Source organism: Telluria sp. ZT3P39 (assembly GCF_059685935.1).
Genome location: NZ_JCASIH010000010.1, coordinates 1 through 16,193, shown reverse-complemented (window position 1 = coordinate 16,193; position 16,193 = coordinate 1). Strand labels below are relative to the sequence as shown.

Sequence of the window (16,193 nt, the reverse complement as noted above, 5' to 3'; positions counted from 1 at the left end):
AGATATCGCCCGGGCGCCCTGTGACAATGTGGGAGAATCGCCTTGGTATTAGCAAATATACTGGCTGCTTACTGATAGCAGACCGCCTTGCGATCGGCCCCGATGCGCTACCAGCGCCCACGTCATATCGAACAGGAGACAGGATGAATTCAACGAAGATGTCGCGCCGCAGCTTTGCCGCATGCGCAGTAGCCGTTCTGGCAGCACTTCCACTGACCGGCGCGATCGCCGCACCGTTTTCGTCGGAGCGCATCACCGTGCGAACCGAGGGCAGCGGGCCGGACGTGGTCCTGATCCCCGGCCTGAATTCGTCGCCGCGCGTGTGGTCCTCGGCCGTCGAAAAGCTCCCCGGCTACCGCTACCACCTGGTCCAGGTCTCCGGATTCGCCGGACAGCCAGCCGGCGGCAACAAGGAAGGCACCGTGGCCGCGCCAGTCGCCGATGAGATCGCACGCTACATCGGCGAAGCGAACCTCAAGCAGCCGGCCGTCATCGGCCACTCGATGGGCGGCACCATCGGCATGATGCTGGCGAGCCGCCATCCACAGCGCCTGTCGCGCCTGATGGTGGTCGACATGTTCCCCTTCCTCGGCACCTTCTTCGCCGGTCCGGGCGCGAGCCCGAGCCAGGTGGAAGCCGTGGCCGACCGCATCAGCGCCGGCATGCGCGCCGCCACGCCCGGGCAGCGCGCCAGGAACACCAGCGACACCATCGCCGGCATGATCGACACCGAAGCGATGCGCCCGGTCGCGATCAAGGATTCGGTCGCCAGCGACCCGGACGTCAGCGGCCGCGCCTACCGCGAATTGATCGTCACGAACCTGATTCCCGAACTGTCGAAGATCACGGTGCCGGTCACCGTGCTGTACGTCCAGCCCAAGACCGTGCCGCTCGCGCCGGAACAGTTCGACGGCGTCTACAAGGGCGCCTATGCACCGGTCAAGCAGCTGACCCTCAAGCGCATTCCGGACAGCGCACATTTCATCATGTGGGACCAGCCGCAGCGCTTCCAGGCCGAGATGGCCGCCTTCCTGTCGGCGCGCTGAAGCCAGCCTGAGAAAACCGGATGCCCACCCGCGACGATATCGTTCTACTGGCCGCCTATAACGCGTCGATGAACGGCAAGCTGTATGCCGCTGCCGCCCTGCTGCCGCAGGACGCGCTCCACGCCGACCGCGGCGCCTTTTTCGGTTCCGTCATGGGCACCCTGAACCACATCGTCGCCGGGGACATCATCTGGCTGCGCCGGTTCAGGGGGCATCCATCGGGCTTTGCTTCGTTGAACGCGATGGCCGAGATGCCGGTTCCCGCCAGCCTTGGGCATGCCTTCGGCGAGGACCTGGAGTCGCTGCTGGCACTGCGTGTGCGGCTCGATGCGGTCATCACGGCCCTGGCGGCGGAGGTCAGCAACGAAGACCTGGCCCAGCCCCTGTCGTACACGAATTCGCGCGGCGACTTCCGGAAGAATTTTGGGAGCCTGCTGCTGCACCTGTTCAATCATCAGACGCATCACCGGGGCCAGGCAAGTACGCTGCTGTCCCAATCGGGCGTCGATATCGGCGTGACTGACCTGGTCGAGTGGATACCGGAATACGTTTAGCGTGTCGGTGTCGCTAAGCTAGCGGAATGAGCGCTGGTAGAAAAGCCGGGGCCAGACCTGGGCTCCGCAGATCAAACACCATTTCTGATTAAACGTCATCAAGGCCAGGCAATGACCACATTCCTTATATCCTTCCCTGCAAGTGCGATGGTGGTCGCTGACGAGGATATGGGCGCTGTCAGCGATGCCTCGCGTGCAGTGATCAGAGAAGCAAAGGCCGCCGGGGTATATGTTTTCGGTGGCGGAATCAATAGCGAAGTCGATCCGCTGATGGTGTCGGCCGACGGACAGTGTACGAACGAGACTTACCGGCAGACGAGAGAGCTGGACGGTGGTTTTTGCGTGCTCGAGCTGCCATCCAGGGAGGCGGCTGTCCATTGGGCAGCCAGATTGGCTGCCGCCTGCCGCTGCGCGCAAGAGCTTCGCGAGTTCTACTATGACCGCGAGAGCTGACTTGGCTTGGTCTGCATTCGGCCAAAAGCAGACGTCAAGTCAACGTTAGACACCAATTCAGTGTATGAACACTCGGTTAATGCTGTGAAAGCCTATCAGGCGGTACCGAGAATCCTGCCTGTCGCTACCATTGATAAACTGCGTCGGGTTTAAGAGTTCCATGTTTTGATGGATATCTCGCACCTCAGGTGGACGACCATGAACATGGCATTCTTAGGACGCCTCATCAGTTTATTCGCGTATTCTGCGCTGACCGTTCTCACAATTTTCCTTGTTCTTTTACGGCTCTTTGGGATCCTGTTTGTAGGCGATGTTTCACATTGGGCCTTGGTTCCAGCGATCGTAATCGTTGCGCTCCTCTTCGCAGCCATGCTTCGGCAAGCTATGCGACGATTGCTCGCAGGCACATGTGTACTCTGGTACCTTTGTAGTGTCTACTTCGATGGATGGGATACGGTTGTCGCCCTGACAGCAAGTGGCCACGGCGCCTGGTTAGAGGTTGCGGAAGCAGCACTTATTTTGGTATTTGCATCGGGCTGCTTCCTGCCGCGAGACCGATCCACGACGACTGAAAGTGATCAGTAGCGAACGACCGTCAACGTCCGCAATGGGTCGGTAGCGGACGCTACAATAGGTCCGCAACCGGCCAAGAGCAGATCTTCAACAATGCGGAACATCTGCGATAGCAGCACGCGGCTGCAGAAGTTTTGGCATGTCCAATTACGAAAGTAGGGATGGCTGCTTCGTAGAACAAAGGTTCGGTGATCAGCATGGCGGTTCTGGAGCGTCCAGTACCGTAGAGTGGCAACCCTGTGACCTCACCTTGCCCGTGGTTGCGCGTGCCCCGTACGCCGGCACCGGCAGGGGTGTGGCACATGGCTACCGGATGCAGCCTTTCATTGCCGGTTCCCAACCTACAAAAACACTTCCGCAAACAGACCGCATATGCAGCGAAAAGAGCGCATAGTGTAAGACCGATATCCAATCTTCCGTCATTGTCTTCCTTCCAGACAGCGTTTGCTGCTCTGCCATGCCCACCCGGCATTTCATACAATGCCCTTGTGGAGCGACCGTTTTCCCAATCGTGTTCGTTTTATGAAGGTGCCCCCATGCATCCATTCCCCCAGTCCGTTATTCCCGCGGTCTACTCGCATCTCAATGCCCAGGTCGCGTTCTTCAACGAGCTTCCGCTGGCCCTCTCGCGCTCCTTTCAACAGGCCTGCCGGTTGAATATGCAGCTGGGCCAGACCCTGATCAAGGAAGCCTTCCTGGTCGGCCTCTACTGGTGCGGCCGGGGTCAAGTCTGACATCCGGACACAACCTCTGCCTTACTTGCCTAATGACCGCGAGGCCGGGATCAAATCTGAGGTCCAGAATCGCCATGCACTTCTGGATCCCAGGAAGCGACTTTCGCTGGATGACATCACGGCCGCAGGACCTGACATATCAATCCGCCGCGCCCCGCAACGCGATTACTTCGTCACCTGCACCGACGTGCTCGACACGTTGCCGGCGGCATCCCTTGCAACCGCCTTGACCGTGTGAGCGCCCTTGGCAATCTTCTGGGTGCTCCACTTGTAGCTCAGGCTCGCACCGTTGTTGCTCGCGACCAGCCCACCATCGATATACAGCTGATTGACGATGCCGGCCGCACCGCTGTTATCCGTCGATTGCACCATCACTGTCACCGTGCCGCTGATGCGTCCACCGACCGGGCTGACAAGTTTCACCGTCGGCGCCACGACATCCGTGGTCGGCGCAGGAGCCGGAGCAGGCGTCGGCTGCGTAACAGCAGCCACTTCATACGCGCCGATATCGAGCGCGCCGCTCACCGGGCGTACGTCGCCGCCCGCGCGGTGCTGGTAGTGGGCGACCGGCGCCAGCGACAGTCCGGTGACCGACAGGCCGGGATTGGTGCCGGCGTCGAGCATCGGCGAACCGGCGGCAGGACGCAGGTCGAAGTTGGCGCGGTCGACGAACGCCGGCGCCAGCGAGCGGTAGTTATTCCTGTCGATTGCCGCGGCTTGCGTGCTCAGGGTGCCCACGCCCGCCACGATGTTGTTCTGGATGAGCGCCGGGGTCGTGACACCGCTGCCGACGAACACGAAGGTGCCGCGCGAACTGTCGTCGTTGAGGAAGGTGTTGTTGACGACGTAGAGGTTCTGGCCCGGATTGGTGACGCCCTCTTCGCCAAACGTCACCATGGCCGGGTTCTGGTTCGCGGCGGGCTGCTGGATCACATTGCCGATCACGTAGGCGGTGCCGGCGTTGGGCAGGTTTACCTCATAGCTCGGCTGCCCGCTGGCGGTGGTGCCCGCCTGCCCCGCCGGCGTGCTCGAGAACCGGTTGTAGGCAATCGTATTGGTCTGCGCGCGCGACTTCAGGTTGTGGCCGATATTGGCGTCGTGCGAGTAGTTGTAGCGGAAGGTCAGGGTGCGCACGTTACCGATATAGAGGTTGTGCGAATAGCCGTCGCCGTAGCCGTTGAAGCCGAATTCCGAGCGTTCGACCAGGATGTCCGAGGCGGTATTCGCGTTCGCGAGGATGCCGTTCTCGTTATCGTGCAGGAAGCTCGAGCGCAGCGTGAAGCCGGTGCCTTCCAGGCGCAGCGCGGCGCCGTTGCGGTCCGCCACGCGGGCGCCGAACATCTCGACGTTTTCGACGGTGATGCCGTTGCCGACCACGACCCAGGTGCCCTTGCCCATCGCATTGGCGCCGCCGGCATCGATCTTCGGGCGGCCGTTGACGCCGCGGATGACCAGGTTGTGGGCGTAGATCCCGCAGACGTCGCCGACATAGGCGGTCGCGGCATCGATTTCGATGATGTCGCCGGCGGCGGCGGCGGCAAATGCCTTGCACGGGGTGGCGAAGGTCTTGCCGCTGCCGACCGACAGGGTCGCGGCAAACGAAGGGCTCGCGACGGCAACGCTCGACAGGACGGCGGTGGCCATCGCAGTACGCGTCAGGGACGAGGAAATCAACATGCGGCCAATCTTGGACATCGTTACTCCTGAGCTAACTGAACAGAGCTCAGATCTTCCCATGCGTAAACTGATTTCCTATGGAAAAGTAAATCTTCAATAACGCCACGAATGCCGGTGCGTTGGACCCGCACAACAATTTGAACAGCAAGCCATGTACGATTGCCGACACGGCATGCGGACCATCCCACCCTGTCGCTCCGCTCGCCGCTCCGGTATCATTCGGGGATGAACGACATTCCTTTCCGTCCGTTTGTCATTGGTGTCGCCGGCGGCAGCGGCAGTGGCAAGTCAACGGTCTCCCAGCAAGTGCTCGCGTCTTTCGGCGCCGATGTGGTTTCCGTGGTGATGCAGGACGACTACTACCGCGACCAGTCCGACCTCACCCCTGAAGTGCGCCGCAGGCAGAATTACGACCATCCGCAGGCCTTCGACTGGCCGCTGATGGTCGAGCATGTCCAGGCCTTGTGCAATGGCGATACGATCGAGATGCCGGAGTACGACTTCACGATCGACAACCGCTCCAACAAGACCATTCCGGTCAAGCCGGCGCCGGTCATCGTGATCGAAGGCCTGTTTGCCTTGTACGATGCCGACTTGCGCAACATGATGTCGCTGAAGATCTTCGTCGACACCGCGCCCGACGTGCGCTTCATCCGGCGCATGCAAAGGGACATTACCGAACGCGGGCGCTCGGTGGAGAGCATCGTCGGCCAGTACATGGAAACGGTGCGCCCGATGCACAAGCAGTTCATCGAGCCGACCAAGCGTCACGCCGACGTCATCCTGCCCCACGGCGCCAATGGCCCGGCGGTCGATGTGATCACCACCAAGGTGGCAAGCGTCATCGGCCAGTTGAAGCGTCCTTAGTTCGGACGCCTCACACCAGCCAGCGCCAGATACCCGCCGCCCGGCCGGCCAGCGGAATGTGCGCCCAGGTCGCCAGCAGCCACACGGCCAGTCCGCCGCCCAGCGCATGGGCGCCGAAGCCGCCGAAGCGCGCCCTGCCCTGCACGATCGCCTGGAATGGCCAGTAGCTGGTGCGCCCCTGCCAGGCGCTCCAGCCCTGCGGATCGAGCGCGGCCTTCTTGCGGTCCTGCAGCGCCGCGCCCACCAGCGACAGCACGATGATGGCCACGGCGACGATGATGTTCTTGGTCACCGGATACACCAGGATATGCACCACGCCCCAGATGGCGAAGGCCCACAGCATCGGATGCCGGGTGATGGCGTACACGCCTTTCGCCTGCGCGCTGGCGGCGTTCGAGGCGCCGGGCAAGGCCGGGTTGCGGATGAGCGAACCGAGCAGCAGGATGGACGCGGCCAGCATCAGGACGGTGCCCAGCGCCCAGAGTACATCGCCAACTTCCCATAGCGGCGCAGTGGTCGGCGCTTTCGGATAGGCCCAGGAGATTCCCCACAAAGTGGCGAAGGCCACGACGGAATACAGCGCCAGGAAGCCTTTTTCGCCCAGCGCGGCGACCAGCGGGCGTCGCAAGGGATGCGACAGCAGGAAATGCGACCCCACGAAGGCGCCGGCACATGCCAGCAGCAACATCGACTTGTCCATGCGCTGCTCCTTTAATGTTAGTGGTGACGCCAACTATAGCAGATGCAGTAAACACAATATGCCCAATGCGGCTGCCGGGCTCTCCCAAGGCGTGGGTGGCGACACCCGGGCGGGCAGCGTGGTTAGAATCGTCGAGCCAGCCTCTACTTGACGGCTCGAGAAACCTCCACCGCACAGGGACCAATAACAATGAACTTCCGCAGCCTGCTCTCCTCCGCCCTGATTGGCGCCGTCGCAAGCGCGCGCTCGATGACGCCCATGGCGACCCTCGCGGCGGCGCGCCTCGTCGGCCGCCGTACTCCGGGCGAACTCTTCATCCTCGATCGTCCCCTGTTCAAATACGGCGCGCTGGCCATGGGTGCAGGTGAGCTGTACGGCGACAAGATGAAGTCCGCGCCCGACCGCACCGTCTTCCTGGGACTGCTGGCGCGCGTCATGAGCGCGGGGATCGCCGGTGCCGCCCTGGCGCCACGCGGCAGCGAACGGGCCGGCGCGGCCGTCGCCGTCGCCACCGCCGTGCCGCTCGCCTACGGCACGCTGGCCGTGCGCAAGCAGGCGATGGCGCGTATCGGCCAGACCAGGAGCGGCCTGATCGAAGACGCGCTGATCGTCGCGGCGGGTATCGCGGTCGTCGCGCTGGCCACGCGGCCGAAGCACGCCTGATCCACGCAACACCGCTGTCGACTTTCTTTACAGTTCACTCTGGAACTATTACTTGATTAAACGCAAGTATCTGTAAACACAGGTTTATTTCCTGCTGGCACGGCAATTGCTAATAGGCATGGGTCAAGACGATATCGTCTCCTACCCATTTCAGCCAATCAGGAAAAACCATGTTCAAGACCGCTACCTTCGCCGCCGCCTTCGCTACCGCACTGCTGGCCATCGCTCCCGCACAAGCCACTACCCTGAGCTTCGACCGCGACTCGGTCTCGTTCTTCAGCAGCGTCGACGAACAAGGCTATACCGCCACGACCCTCGGCACCAACGGCTACCAGGCCGCTATCGCCAACACATATTTCTGCGGCCCCGCCTGCCCGGACAACGGCAGCACCTACGTCCTGGCGCATGGCGCGGGCATCAAGCTGGCATCGACCAGCGGCAACGCATTCTCGCTGACCGGCTTCGACGGCGCCGAAGCACATGGCCAGTCGAGCGGCCTGTGGGCCAAGGGCATCATGGTGACCGGCTACCTCGCGGGCGGCGGCACGGTCTCGCAATCGTTCGCACTCGACTGGCTGCAGGACGGCCCGGGCGCCGGCGTCGACTTCCAGGCGTTTTCGCTGAGCGGTTTCGATAACCTGTCCTACGTCACCTTCACCAACAATGGCGGCAACTCCTACTTCAGCCTGGATAACATCCAGGCGAACGACGTGCCGGAACCGGCATCGCTGGCCCTGCTCGGCCTGGGCCTGGCCGGTCTGGGCGCTGCGCGCCGCAAGCGCGGCTGATCGGCAGATCGTTCCGCCAAAAGCAAAGAGCCGGCGCATGCCGGCTCTTTTGCTTTTGCGGGCCTTGTCCCGCCGCTGTAGGGTGGCCGGGTTTTCCCGGCCGCGCGTTCAGATCACGGTGATGCAGTCCGTGCGCCGGTTCATATTGTAACTATCACCGCGCGGCCGGCGAAGCCGGCAACCCTACGCTTCATGCCAGCTCTCCGTTTTCGCAGGCCCTGCCCGGCCGCTTACAGGTAGTTGAACAGCGACAGTCCCGACATCGTCTTGAACGACATCTGCGCCGCCTGCAGCGTCATTTGCTGGGCCGAGAAGTCGGAAATGGCCTTGACCATGTCCAGGTCCTGCAGGTCCGACAGCGTGGCGGCGTACTGGATGTCGAGGTCGTCGCCGGCGCTGTCGAGGTAGTCGAGTTCCTTCATGTGGGCGCCCACCGAGGCCTGCACGGTCAGCACGTTGTCGTGCGAGGACTTCAGGTTGTCCAGCGCCGTACCGATGTTGTTGGCCAGCGCGGCCTTGCCGGTGGAGCCGTCGGCCGGCGCGCGCAGCGCCGCGATCAGGTTGGTCACGGTCGTGAACACCGACTGCTTTTCGCTCGGCTTGGCGGTGAAGTTGTCGCCGTCGGCCGGTTCGCCCTTGATGTCGAAACTCAGGCCGCCGAAGGTGATCGCCTTGCCCGCTTCGTAGGCTTGGGCGGTCATGCCCGGTACCGCCACATCGGTGCCGGTAGTGGTGTCGACCACGCTGTAGGTGGTCACCGCCGGGGAGCCGCTGACCGCGAAGGTGAGCTTGTAGTCGCGGCCGGCGTTGGCCAGGCTGCGGTCGACCACCGAACCGGACGAGATGACGCCGGCGCCCTTGTTGCCGGCCGCCGCCTGGGTCTGGAAGCTGCCGTTGCCGGTCGGGTTGTTCTCGAATACCGCGCTGCCCGAGGCCGACAGCGGCATGCGGCGCGAAGCCGCCACCTGCAGCTGGCGCTGGCCCTGGTCGCCTTCGTACTGGGCGCCGCCGGGCGTCGGCGTAAACGGCTGGGTGGTGGCCATGTAACCGGAGAACAGGTAGCCGCCGGCGCCGTCGGTGCTGTTGGCCACGCCCAGCAGGTCGGCCAGGCGCCCTTCCAGTTCGGTGGCCAGCACGTTGCGGTCGATCGGCAGCATGCTGCCGTTACCGGCGGTGACCGCCAGCTCCTGGATGTCCTGCAGCAGGTTGCCGGCGTTTTGCAGCGCGCCTTCGACCGTCGTCAGCGACGAGCGCGCACTGGCGCGGTTGGTGGCGAACTGGGTATTCATCTCCTTCGTCTGGCTCACTTCGAGCACGCGCGCCGAGGCCACCGGATCGTCGGCCGGGGTCAGGATACGGCGCTCGGTCGAGAGCTGCATCTGGGTGCGCGCGAGTGCGCTCTGCAGCGAATTGAGCTGGCTGGTCGCGTTGCTGTAGATGGAAAGTGAGCTGATGCGCATGGGTGCCTCGTGCTTGATGCTGTTATTCGGTCAATCAGCGGCCGATCGAGAGCAGCGTGTCGAAGATGCTGCCCGCGATCTGCATGACCTTGCCGGCAGCCTGGTAGGCCTGCTGGTACTTGATCAGGTTGGTCGCTTCCTCGTCCAGGTTCACGCCCGAGACGTCCTGGGCCGCGCCCTGGGCCTGGACCAGCAGTGCTTCGCCGGCCTGGCCGTTCACCTGCACTTCGCGCGTCTTGTTGCCGACCGTGCTCACCAGCTGGGCGTAGGACGATTGCAAGGTAGCGGTGCCCTTGTTGAAGATGTTCCTGGTCTGCAGGTCGCCCAGCAGGCCGATGTTGCGGGTGTCGCCGATGCCGCTGCCGTTGCCGGCGATGGTGAAGCTGTCGCCATCGCCCGGCGCGCCGCTCATGGTCACGCTGATGCCGCCGAACGTATAGGTGGCGCCGGCCTTGAAGGGCACGCTGCCTGCGGGGACGGTGCTGGCGGCGCCGTTGCTGTCGACCATGCGCACGGTGCCGGCCGGGAAGCCGCCCAGGTTGCCGGTGGCTTTGTCGAAGCTCAGCGTCACCGGCAGCGCGGTGGCGCCGCCCAGGAAGCTGGCGTCGACCTTGCCTTCGCTGATCTTGGCAGTGCCGGTATTGTTCACCGGCGCGCTGGTCGCGATCGGCGCGGCCGCGGCAATGCCCGACACGTCCTTGACCAGCACGTTGAAGTTGGCCGCGCCGCCGATGGTCGGGCGCACCAGGAAGTTGTCTTCCTTCGCCGCCGTGCCGGTGATCTTGAAATCGACGCCGTAGATGGTCTGGGCCGCGCCCGCGCCGGTGTAGGCGGTTTTCTGGTTGTCCGACAGGCGGATCACCTGGTAATCGGTGCCGTCGAACTCCACCTTGAAATCGCTGTCCGCCAGCGCCGCCGGATCGCTGACGATGGCCTCGACCTTGGTGGTGCTGGTCGAGGCATTGTTGATGTTCTTGCCGACATAGGCCGGCGCCACGCTGAAGAAGTCGCCGCCAGGCTGGCCGTTCTGGTCCAGGCCCAGCTTGTGCTGCTCGTTGAACTCGATGGCCAGGCCGATCGCGACCTTGCCCAGCGCGCTCTGCGCCGGGTCCAGCGTCTTGCTGCGGAATTCCAGGGCGCCGCCCAGGGTGCCGCCGGAAAGGGCGTTCTCGCCCAGCACCGACACCTTGGAACCGGTCACATAGCCCACTTCGAGGCGGGTCAGGTCGGTCGGCGACTTGGTGGCCGCCAGTTCGAAGGAGCGCTGCCCCACCACCAGCGGCTGGCCGCTGCCGATCGAGACCGTCAGGCTGCCGTTGTCGCCCGGGCGCACGGTGGCCTTCACTTGCGTGTTCAGTTCCATCACCAGCTGGTCGCGCTTGTCGAGCAGGTCGTTCGGCGCGCGCTGCATGGCCGACGCGAAGGTGCCGATCTTCTCGTTCAGGTCGGCGATCTGGCTGGCATAGGAGTTGATCGTGGTGATGCTGCTTTCGATGGTGCTGTTCACGCCTTCGCGGATCTCCGCCAGGCGGCTGTCCAGGGCCTGGAAGCGCGTGGCCAGGGTGTCGGCGGAAGACAACATCGACTGGCGCGACGGGATCGAGGCGCGGTTGGCGGCCATGTCCTGCACGCCCTTGAAAAAGCTTTGCAGCGACGGCGACAGGCCGGCGGTCTGGTCGGCCAGCATGTTGTCGATCTGGCTGATCTGGCTGTAGTAGGAATCGAGCCCGCTCTTGCTGGCCTGGGCGGTGCGCACCTGGGCGTTGAGGAATTCGTCGCTGTAGCGCTTGATCTGGTCGATCTGGGTGCCGGTGCCGATGAAACCGACGCCGGTATCCATCATCGGGGCGGTCGACTGCACCACCGTCTGGCGGTTGTAGCCGGCCACGTTGGCGTTCGCGATGTTGTGGCCGGTCGTGGACAGGCCCGCCTGCGCGGCGAACAGGCCGCTCTTGCCAATGCTGAGGAGGTTACCGGACATGGGTGCTTTCTTTCTGTGACTATCTTATCTACGGCAACGTTTGCGAAAACTGTAGGGTGGGCGGCTTCGCCGCCCGCGCGTTCAAGTCACCGACGCTCTGTGGCAACGCACGTTCGGGTTGAACGCGCGGGCGGGAGACCCGCCCACCCTACGGATCGCGGCATCATCAATGCCAACGAAAATTTCCTCGTTCATTTACGCCAATGAATTCTTGATAACGCGGGTCAGCTTGGCGGCGTAATTCGGATCGGTCGCATACCCCGCGCGCTGCAGGCCGTGGGCGAAGGCCGAGGCGTCGCCGCCGCTGGCCAGCACTTTCTCGTAGCGCGGGTTCTTGGCCAGCATGTTGGCGTAATCCTTGAACGAATCTGCCGGGGTGTCGTAGGCGCGGAACTTTTCCACCTTCTGGTGCGCGCGGCCATTCACGTATTCGGTGGTGACGGCAGTGGCGACCTTGCCCTTCCAGCCCGGACCGGCCTTGATGCCGAACAGGTTGTTGCTGTTGGTTCCGTCGGCATTGCGGATCATGCGCTTGCCCCAGCCGCTTTCCAGCGCGGCCTGGCCCAGCATGAACTTGGCCGGCACGCCGGTGGCGCGTTCGGCTTCGGCCGCGTGGGCGTGCAGCTTTTCCTGGAAAGCGCGCACGTGCGGCGTCTGCACGCGGCCGGTGGCGGTGGTCAGGGCCAGCGGCGCCACGCCCGGCGTAGTGACGCCGGTCTTCATGATGGTGGCGGCATCCTTCCCCGGCGGCATGCCCTGCAGCGGCGCGGCGGCCGTCGCGGCAGCGGCGGCCTTGCCGGCGGCCATACCGTCGGCGCCGATCGCCAGCGCCTGGGCGCCCATCTGGTTCGAGGTCAGCTGGCGCGTGAGCATGTCGGCCAGGCCGACGCCGCGCTTGGCGAGGTTCTGGCTCATCTGCTGATCCAGCATGCCCGTAAACATCTTGGACTGCTGGTTGTCGAGCATCCCCTCCTGCGGGGTGGCGTCGCGCATGCTCTTCATCATCATGTTGATGAACATGGCTTCGAACTGGGTGGCCGCCTCCTTCAGCGCGGCGGGCGATCCGGCCTTGGCCGATTGCTTGAGTTCGCCCAGGCCCTTGGTGTCGAGGGCGAACTTGCTGGTCAGGTCAGTGGAAGGAGAGCCGATCATGGGTGTGCTTTCTTAGATGATCTCGAGTTCGGCGCGCAGCGAGCCGGCAGCCTTCAGGGCCTGCAGGATGGCCAGCAGGTCTTGCGGGGTGGTGCCGATCGAATTCATGGCCTTCACCACTTCGGCCAGCGAAGCGCCGCCCTTGACCATCAGCACGCGGCCCGGGTCTTTCTTGACGTCGACCGAGTTCGACTGCGTCACGGCGGTGCGGCCGCGCGAGCCCGGGGCCGGCTGGCTGACATTGGTGTCGGCGCCGACGGTCACGGTCAGGTTGCCGTGCGAGATCGCGCAGTTTTCCAGCATGACCGACTGGTTCATCACCACCGAACCGGTGCGCGCATTCATGATCACCTTGGCCGAGCTCCTGGCCGGATTGACGTCGATGCTTTCCAGCTGGCCGATGAAGGCCACCCGCTGGTCGCTCGAGGATGGCGTGCGCACGCGGATCACGCGGCCGTCCAGCGCCGTGGCGATGCCCGCGCCGAACTGGTCGTTGATGGCTTCGACCACGCGCGCCACGGTCGAGAAATCGGTTTCCTTCAGTTCCAGGCGGATCTGGTTGTCCGCACCGAGGTTCGAGGCAACCGCGCGCTCGACGGTCGCGCCGGCGGAGACCTTGCCCACCGCTAGGTGATTGACCTGCACTTGCGCGCCGCCCGACTGGGCGCCGACGCCGCCGACCAGCACATTGCCCTGGCCCATCGCATACACCTGGCCATCGGCGCCGTGCAGCGGGGTCATGAGCAGCGTACCGCCGCGCAGGCTCTTCGCATTGCCGATCGACGACACGGTGATGTCGATGGTCTGGCCCGGCTGGGCAAAGGCCGGCAGCGAGGTGGTGACCATGACGGCCGCGACGTTCTTGAGTTGCAGCTGGGTGCCGGGAGGCAGGTTCACGCCCTTTTGCTGCAGCATCGCCTGGATCGACTGCACGGTGAACGGCGTCTGGCTGGTCTGGTCGCCGGTGCCGTCCAGGCCCACGACGATGCCGTAGCCGGACAACTGGTTCTGGCGTACGCCGGCGATGCTGGCGAGGTCCTTCAGGCGCTCGGCCTGGGCCAGTGGCGCCGCGCCCATGAGGGCAGCGCAAAGCAAGGCGATCGAGGTGATTTTCATGTGCATGGCAGGCCTCAGAACGGCAGCATCGACTGGAAGAAGCGCGAGAACATGTTGCTCATCTCGGCGCGGTCGACGCGGCTGTTGGTGCGGTATTCGACGCGTGCATCGGCCACCAGGGTCGACGAGACCATGTTGCCCGGCTGGATAGTGTCCGGTGCGACCATGCCCGAGAAGCGGATGTACTCGACGCCCTTGTTCATGGCGACCTGCTTCTCGCCGGCGACGATCAGGTTGCCGTTGGTGAGCACTTCGGTGACGGTCACGCCGATCGTGCCGGTAAAGTTGTTCGAGGCGCTCTGGGTGTCGGCATCGGCGAACTTGTTCGCGCCCTCCAGTCCCACGCCGGCGCCGAACTTGGCCTGCAGGATGCCTGGCGTCTTGAAGCTGGCGCTGCCCGACTTGGTGCCGGTGCTGGCGCCCGACTTGCCGGCCGAGGTGCGCTCGGAGATGTTCACCGTCAGCAGGTCGCCGATATGGCGCGCGCGGCGGTCTTCGAACATCGGGCGGTAGCTGCCCGCGTTGTAGATGGCGCCGTCGCCCGCGGGCGCCGTCTGCACCAGCATCGGGCGGCTCGAGGTCGGGCCCTGCACGATGCTGCTCGGGGTGGTCGAGCAGCCGCCCATGACCAGCAGCGCGGCAGCAGCGAAGAAGAAAGAAGATTTCATAACTGGGACAGTTTCTGCAGCATCTGGTCGGACGTGGTGATCGCCTTGCTGTTGATCTCGTAGGCGCGCTGGGTCTGGATCATGTTGACCATTTCCTCGACCACGTTCACGTTCGACGATTCGACATAGCCCTGCATCAGCACGCCGGAGCCGTTCGTGCCCGGGACGTTCAGATTCGGGTTGCCCGAGGCGCCGGTCTCGACGTACAGGTTCTCGCCGCGCGATTCCAGGCCGGCCGGATTGATGAAGGTCGCCAGTTGCAGCGAGCCGACCTGGGTCGGGGCCGCCGTGCCCGGCAGTTTCACCGACACGGTGCCGTCGCGGCCGACGGTGATCGATTCGGCATTGGCCGGGATGGTGATCGCCGGCTGCACGACGAAGCCGCTGGACGTGACCAGCTGGCCGTTGGCATCGGTCTGGAAGGAGCCGTCGCGGGTATAGGCCTGGGTGCCGTCCGGCAGCAGCACCGGGAAGAAACCGGAACCGTTGACCATGACGTCTTTCGAGTTGCCGGTCAGCTGGGGATTACCCTGGGTGAAGATGCGCTCGGTAGCGACGGTGCGCACACCGGTACCGATCTGCAGGCCCGAAGGCAGGTTGGTCTGCTGCGACGATTGCGCACCTGGCTGGCGCACGTTCTGGTACAGCAGGTCCTCGAACACCGCACGCGAACGCTTGAAGCCGTTGGTGCTGACGTTGGCGAGGTTGTTGGTGATGACGTCGAGGTTGGTCTGCTGCGCTTCGAGGCCGGTCTTGGCAATAAACAGCGATCGGATCATGGAATTCTCCTAAGTGCAGCGGACACGGTCCGCCACGTACAGGAGAATTATGCTGCAGCAACTATCAATTCAAAGCGAGGATCTGGGTGGCTTTCGCGGCGTTATTCTCGGCGTTCTTCAACAGGCTCATTTGGGTGTCGAAAGAACGTGCCAAAGCGATCATATCGACCATCGAATCGACCGCGCTGACATTGCTGCCCTCGAGCGCGCCGCCGGCCACGCGCACCGCCGGATCGGCCTGGGCAGCGCTGCCGTTCTTCAGGCGGAACAAACCGTCGTCGCCGCGCACCAGCTCGCCTGCCGGCGGATTGACCAGCTTCAGGCGGCCGAGGATATTGCTGGCCGAGGGCTGGTCGGTGGTGGAGATGGTCGAGATGGTGCCGTCGCCGCCCACCGTCACGGTGGCGTCGGGCGGAATCGTGATCGGGCCGCCCTCGCCGGCAATCGTCGCGCCGTTGGCGGTGGTCAGCAGGCCGTTGGCGCTGGTCTGCAGCGAACCGTTGCGGGTATAGGCTTCGGTGCCGTCGGCCATCTGCACCGCCAGCCAGCCTTCGCCCTTGACGGCCACGTCGAGGTCGCGCCCCGTCACCTGCAGCGCGCCCGACGCGAAATTGGCGCCGGGGGTCGAATTGACCACGAAGGCGCGCGTCGGCAAGCCCTCGCCCTGCACCGGCACCGCGCGGAACACGTCCATCTGGGCGCGGAAGCCCGTGGTGTTCACGTTGGCCAGGTTGTTCGAGGTCGTGGCCTGCTTTTCCAGGATGTGCTTGGCGCCGCTGGCGGCGGTGTAGATCAGGCGATCCATCGTATATTTTCCTTTTGTACGGCTGAGCCAGGGCTGCTTGAACGCGCGGGCGGGAGACCCGCCCACCCTTCTATGATGACTGTCAAGTGAGATTCGTAGTTTTCGTCTCTCCTGTACTTTGGTGCATTGAAGCGCTTGGTCATCTGTTCGTGAGACGCTGGCGTCTCACCACCTTCT

Annotated in this window: 16 protein-coding genes; 7 read left to right on the top strand and 9 right to left on the bottom strand. The window is 64.0% G+C overall.

What is annotated here, in order from left to right; genetic code table 11:
- The first annotated feature begins 143 nt into the window (after window positions 1-143).
- The 4 genes from AC56LR_RS11810 (at window position 144) to AC56LR_RS11795 (ending at window position 3,360) form a co-directional block, all read left to right on the top strand.
- Window positions 144-1,046: an alpha/beta fold hydrolase gene (locus tag AC56LR_RS11810; protein ID WP_497130523.1), complete on the top strand. Its 903-nt coding sequence runs from the start codon at window positions 144-146 to the stop codon at window positions 1,044-1,046.
- 20 nt (window positions 1,047-1,066) lie between these two features.
- Window positions 1,067-1,600 (top strand): DinB family protein, encoded by a 534-nt coding sequence (locus AC56LR_RS11805; protein ID WP_497130522.1) that lies wholly within the window; start codon window positions 1,067-1,069, stop codon window positions 1,598-1,600.
- A gap of 111 nt (window positions 1,601-1,711) precedes the next feature.
- Window positions 1,712-2,053: a YciI family protein gene (locus tag AC56LR_RS11800; RefSeq protein ID WP_497130521.1), complete on the top strand. Its 342-nt coding sequence runs from the start codon at window positions 1,712-1,714 to the stop codon at window positions 2,051-2,053.
- A gap of 1,109 nt (window positions 2,054-3,162) precedes the next feature.
- Window positions 3,163-3,360: a hypothetical protein gene (locus AC56LR_RS11795; protein WP_497130519.1), complete on the top strand. Its 198-nt coding sequence runs from the start codon at window positions 3,163-3,165 to the stop codon at window positions 3,358-3,360.
- Window positions 3,361-3,525: 165 nt separating this feature from the next.
- Here AC56LR_RS11795 and AC56LR_RS11790 read toward each other — a convergent pair whose 3' ends face one another.
- On the bottom strand, window positions 3,526-5,055 hold the full coding sequence (locus tag AC56LR_RS11790) for an Ig-like domain-containing protein (RefSeq protein ID WP_497130517.1): 1,530 nt from the start codon (window positions 5,053-5,055) through the stop codon (window positions 3,526-3,528).
- 207 nt (window positions 5,056-5,262) lie between these two features.
- Here AC56LR_RS11790 and udk point away from each other — a divergent pair, with 207 nt between their 5' ends.
- On the top strand, window positions 5,263-5,904 hold the full coding sequence (gene udk, locus AC56LR_RS11785; protein WP_497130516.1) for a uridine kinase: 642 nt from the start codon (window positions 5,263-5,265) through the stop codon (window positions 5,902-5,904).
- A gap of 10 nt (window positions 5,905-5,914) precedes the next feature.
- Here udk and AC56LR_RS11780 read toward each other — a convergent pair whose 3' ends face one another.
- On the bottom strand, window positions 5,915-6,604 hold the full coding sequence (locus AC56LR_RS11780) for an NnrU family protein (protein ID WP_497130514.1): 690 nt from the start codon (window positions 6,602-6,604) through the stop codon (window positions 5,915-5,917).
- 189 nt (window positions 6,605-6,793) lie between these two features.
- Here AC56LR_RS11780 and AC56LR_RS11775 point away from each other — a divergent pair, with 189 nt between their 5' ends.
- Both AC56LR_RS11775 and AC56LR_RS11770 read left to right on the top strand, forming a co-directional pair.
- Window positions 6,794-7,267 (top strand): hypothetical protein, encoded by a 474-nt coding sequence (locus AC56LR_RS11775; protein WP_497130512.1) that lies wholly within the window; start codon window positions 6,794-6,796, stop codon window positions 7,265-7,267.
- Window positions 7,268-7,437: 170 nt separating this feature from the next.
- Complete coding sequence (locus tag AC56LR_RS11770) at window positions 7,438-8,055, top strand: PEP-CTERM sorting domain-containing protein (protein ID WP_497130510.1); 618 nt, start codon at window positions 7,438-7,440, stop codon at window positions 8,053-8,055.
- Window positions 8,056-8,285: 230 nt separating this feature from the next.
- Here AC56LR_RS11770 and flgL read toward each other — a convergent pair whose 3' ends face one another.
- The 7 genes from flgL to flgF all read right to left on the bottom strand — a co-directional run bounded on the left by flgL (window position 8,286) and on the right by flgF (window position 16,016).
- Window positions 8,286-9,515 carry a flagellar hook-associated protein FlgL gene (gene flgL / locus AC56LR_RS11765; protein WP_497130509.1) on the bottom strand — a complete coding sequence of 410 codons (1,230 nt, stop codon included), beginning with the start codon at window positions 9,513-9,515 and terminating at the stop codon, window positions 8,286-8,288.
- Window positions 9,516-9,549: 34 nt separating this feature from the next.
- Entirely contained in the window at window positions 9,550-11,496 is a 1,947-nt protein-coding gene (gene flgK / locus AC56LR_RS11760; protein WP_497130507.1) for a flagellar hook-associated protein FlgK, read from the bottom strand.
- A 195-nt stretch (window positions 11,497-11,691) separates the two neighbouring features.
- Window positions 11,692-12,648, bottom strand: coding sequence for a flagellar assembly peptidoglycan hydrolase FlgJ (gene flgJ, locus AC56LR_RS11755; RefSeq protein ID WP_497130506.1), 957 nt, complete (start codon window positions 12,646-12,648; stop codon window positions 11,692-11,694).
- A 12-nt stretch (window positions 12,649-12,660) separates the two neighbouring features.
- Window positions 12,661-13,764, bottom strand: coding sequence for a flagellar basal body P-ring protein FlgI (locus tag AC56LR_RS11750; protein ID WP_497130715.1), 1,104 nt, complete (start codon window positions 13,762-13,764; stop codon window positions 12,661-12,663).
- 14 nt (window positions 13,765-13,778) lie between these two features.
- Window positions 13,779-14,432 carry a flagellar basal body L-ring protein FlgH gene (locus tag AC56LR_RS11745; protein ID WP_497130505.1) on the bottom strand — a complete coding sequence of 218 codons (654 nt, stop codon included), beginning with the start codon at window positions 14,430-14,432 and terminating at the stop codon, window positions 13,779-13,781.
- Entirely contained in the window at window positions 14,429-15,211 is a 783-nt protein-coding gene (flgG, locus tag AC56LR_RS11740; protein ID WP_171082384.1) for a flagellar basal-body rod protein FlgG, read from the bottom strand. The genes AC56LR_RS11745 and flgG overlap by 4 nt, the downstream gene beginning before the upstream one ends.
- 64 nt (window positions 15,212-15,275) lie before the next feature.
- Window positions 15,276-16,016: a flagellar basal-body rod protein FlgF gene (gene flgF, locus AC56LR_RS11735; RefSeq protein ID WP_497130504.1), complete on the bottom strand. Its 741-nt coding sequence runs from the start codon at window positions 16,014-16,016 to the stop codon at window positions 15,276-15,278.
- Between the last annotated feature and the right edge of the window lie 177 nt (window positions 16,017-16,193).